Origin of the sequence: Streptococcus sp. 400_SSPC (assembly GCF_001072745.1) — a bacterium.
In the GTDB taxonomy this organism is placed as follows: domain Bacteria; phylum Bacillota; class Bacilli; order Lactobacillales; family Streptococcaceae; genus Streptococcus; species Streptococcus xiaochunlingii.
This window is the reverse complement of record NZ_JVIQ01000034.1, coordinates 1-3085: the sequence shown is the minus strand read 5'-3', so window position 1 is coordinate 3085 and position 3085 is coordinate 1. Positions and strand designations below refer to the sequence as shown.

Below are 3085 nucleotides of genomic sequence, written 5' to 3'. Positions count from 1 at the left end.
GCCCACTCAACCACTGCGTCTTGCTCGACAATCCAAAGACAATTGAGAGGCTAGGACTTTTGTTCCATCCTCTATTGATACGCAAAACAGGTCAACAGATGACCTAAAAATCATTGAACAAATTAAGCTCTTCTATTTTGACAAAAAAGTCAATCTTTCTGTGACGCACTGGAAGTTGCGTCTACCTGATTCTGATCTGCTTCTTCTTGTTTAGAAGAATTTCTTTCCGTCTTATCTAAAGTGTCGGGCTCTTTCTGTACATGCCCGCAGGCCGTTAGGATAAAGACAGAAATCAGAGCCAGAAACAAGCTCCCAATTTTCTTGAATCTAGACATACGAGTCCTCCATTTTACGAAACTTGATGAGACTAGCACTCCGCCAAAAATTCCTGCACAGTCTCGACATCTTCTGGACTACCGCCTCGGTCAATATCGCAGATATGCTGGAGCCCATATTTTTCGATAATCAAGGCAGTCGCCCCGCAGAAGGTCCGGCCGTGTTTAACAGAGTCACCATTATTAACAAAACCTTTAATCAGCCCAGGATGTTTCTTGATAAAGCGTTTGGTAGACCAGGGAATTTTCCCAGCACCAGCATTTCGAGTAATGAGAATACAGGGCTCTTCCAGTTTCTCCTTGATAGTCTGGGTCGGATAGCCCAGTGATTCTGCAAATCGTTTACCAATACCAGTATTTGAATCATAAACTACAATCATCTTCATCACCTACTTTCTTAAAAAAAGGATAGCAAACCAAGCCGCAAAGCCTAAAACCACGACATCTGAGATGAGCATAAGCATGAACTCTAAATCTGGCATCATGTGAATGTACATCAGCAATGACAAAGTTGTCAAAGCCAGTGCCGTCAGCTTAACAACTGCCGGCAAGCCCGGAATCAAAGCTGCTCCGATCAGGACAACGATGAGACCTCCGACTAAAAATGACTGAAAATCCACACTTAAACTAAAACCAACTGTCGCACCGCCGTAACCAATGGTCAAAAGACCAATCAGCACCAGACAGATACCCAAAATAGCCAATCCGCTCATAGCAAATCCTCCTTGCTTATTCATTCATTTCCTCACTTTCCGTTTTTGAATGAACGATTTCTAATATTCATTCAAAACTTTTTAAAAAATAATTCACTTTATACTTATCCAATCACATTTCTTGAATACCTTCCAATTCCTATTCGCACTACATAAGACATCACCTCCTTTTGTTTATGAATGAATGATTTTAAAAATTCATTCATGCTTGCTTCTAAGTAAAGGAATTTCCTCTATTTGGAAAAAATCCCCTTAACAAAATATTTCACTAAAGTCTCAAGACTATCGAAGTAGCCTGAAAATTCCTGCTCTGTGACATGCATGTCTATGTAATAAATCAAGTCATAAACCTTCATGATCTCAGCTATTTTCTCCTTCGAAAAGCCCTCTTCCTGCAAGCGCTGGCTGAAGGTCTGAATCAGAAACTGATGAAAGGCATTGGATGCTCGTCCGGCATCCTGATTATAGTAATCGTGCAGAATCTGAGAAATGCCTGGCTTGTTCCACTCAGCCAGAATTTTATTGGGTGAAATCAACTCAAAAGTGACTGCAAAAAGCTGCTCAACGATTGCCTCGGGCTCGCCCTGCCAGTCTACGCGTTGCATGATTCCCTCACGTATATGGCTATTTTCAGCTACATAAACCTCCAAGAAGATAGCTTCCTTGGACTCATAATACTTGTAAAATGATCCGACAGCCATATGGCTTCTCTTAGCAATATCAGAAATTCCAGCTGCCTTATAGCCTTTTTCTGCAAATACTTCTCTAGCCGCAGCCAAGAGCTCATTTTTTTTATCCATTTCCATGCCTCTTTTATGAATGAATCAATCTATATATTCATTCATATTTTAACACATTCTTGCCATTTGTCAAGCATTTATGCTATACTATACAAAAAAGATAGTTTGCTAATCAAATTATTTTTTTGTACTATATTTTGGAAGTTGAGCTATGCTCAAGGAAAGACGTAACCAGGGTACCATCGCCCTACTGGTAATTACTTTTATTTTTCTAGCAGTTGCTGCAGTGATGGGATTTATCCAATACCAAAAAGTCAACACCAAGACTGCCTATGACCGAAATAGCAATCCCGGAGCAGATTCAGCAGTCTATGCTGAAGTGTCATATATTTTTCCAGAGGCTCTGATTGAAGTAGAAGATAATACTCAAGTTTGGCTGGTTGCTTACCAAGACGGATATGTTGGTCTGCAGGCTAAAAAGGGAGACAAACAGATTGCCCAGCTCTTGGAAAAAGAGAAAAAGGGCGAGCTGGAAAAAAATCCTGTCCGAATCGTTGGCTCCTATGTTAATGCTAACTCCCCTAAAAAAAATCAGGGATATATCTCTAATTATGGCAGCCTCGTTCGCGGTCTCCTAGCAGACAATCCCGAAGTCATCACAGTAATGTCAAGCAGCTCCTATATCTCTATCACTGAATTTGAATCTGACAATCTTGCATTCATGTTCTACATTCTGTTTTTGATTGGACTCTGTGTTTTCTTTGTCGTTATAGGAATTATCGGCCGCAAGAAAAATATCGCTGCCTACGAAGAAATCTATGCAGCCTATCCAGAGGCCAAGAACAATCTCAATATCCTGCTGGAACAAGCTTCTTTCCACGACGATGTGCTGAAAATTGCTGTTTATAAAGACTATCTCATTGCCTACTATAGAGGTTTCAAGGCGATTGATCTCAAACAGGTCGTCCATCTCTACCACCACATTCTCACCATGCATCGTGGCTTCGTTGCTTCAAACAGAAACTCAACCTTAGTTGCTGTTCGAAACAATCAAAAGAAATACCAAATGCCTATTAAGAACATTGGTAAAACAACAGACACTAAACTTCAGTCAACCTTTGACTACCTCTACAACCACTTCCCTCATATCCGATTGGGAGTGTAATATCACATAAAGAGAGTGGGACAGAAATCGGTAATTCATTAGAATTCGATTTCGTTGTCCCACCTCCGGACAGTTGAGTAGGGCTATAAAAGCTGATGAAATCAGCGTAGTAGAGCCCACTCAACCACTGCG

At 40.8% G+C, this 3085-nt stretch carries 5 protein-coding genes; 1 reads left to right on the top strand and 4 read right to left on the bottom strand.

Annotated features, from left to right (window positions below; genetic code table 11):
- Positions 1-149 precede the first annotated feature (149 nt).
- The 4 genes from ADH49_RS05100 to ADH49_RS05085 form a co-directional block, all read right to left on the bottom strand.
- Positions 150-335 carry a hypothetical protein gene (locus ADH49_RS05100; RefSeq protein WP_006596525.1) on the bottom strand — a complete coding sequence of 62 codons (186 nt, stop codon included), beginning with the start codon at positions 333-335 and terminating at the stop codon, positions 150-152.
- A gap of 32 nt (positions 336-367) precedes the next feature.
- The gene (locus ADH49_RS05095) at positions 368-724 is read right to left on the bottom strand and encodes a class Ib ribonucleoside-diphosphate reductase assembly flavoprotein NrdI (protein WP_006596524.1); all 357 of its coding nucleotides are present in this window, start codon (positions 722-724) and stop codon (positions 368-370) included.
- Complete coding sequence (locus tag ADH49_RS05090) at positions 725-1072, bottom strand: hypothetical protein (RefSeq protein WP_006596523.1); 348 nt, start codon at positions 1070-1072, stop codon at positions 725-727.
- A 209-nt stretch (positions 1073-1281) separates the two neighbouring features.
- Positions 1282-1848 (bottom strand): TetR/AcrR family transcriptional regulator, encoded by a 567-nt coding sequence (locus ADH49_RS05085; RefSeq protein WP_006597143.1) that lies wholly within the window; start codon positions 1846-1848, stop codon positions 1282-1284.
- A gap of 151 nt (positions 1849-1999) precedes the next feature.
- Here ADH49_RS05085 and ADH49_RS05080 point away from each other — a divergent pair, with 151 nt between their 5' ends.
- Positions 2000-2953: a hypothetical protein gene (locus ADH49_RS05080; protein ID WP_048690416.1), complete on the top strand. Its 954-nt coding sequence runs from the start codon at positions 2000-2002 to the stop codon at positions 2951-2953.
- The last annotated feature ends 132 nt before the right edge of the window (positions 2954-3085 follow it).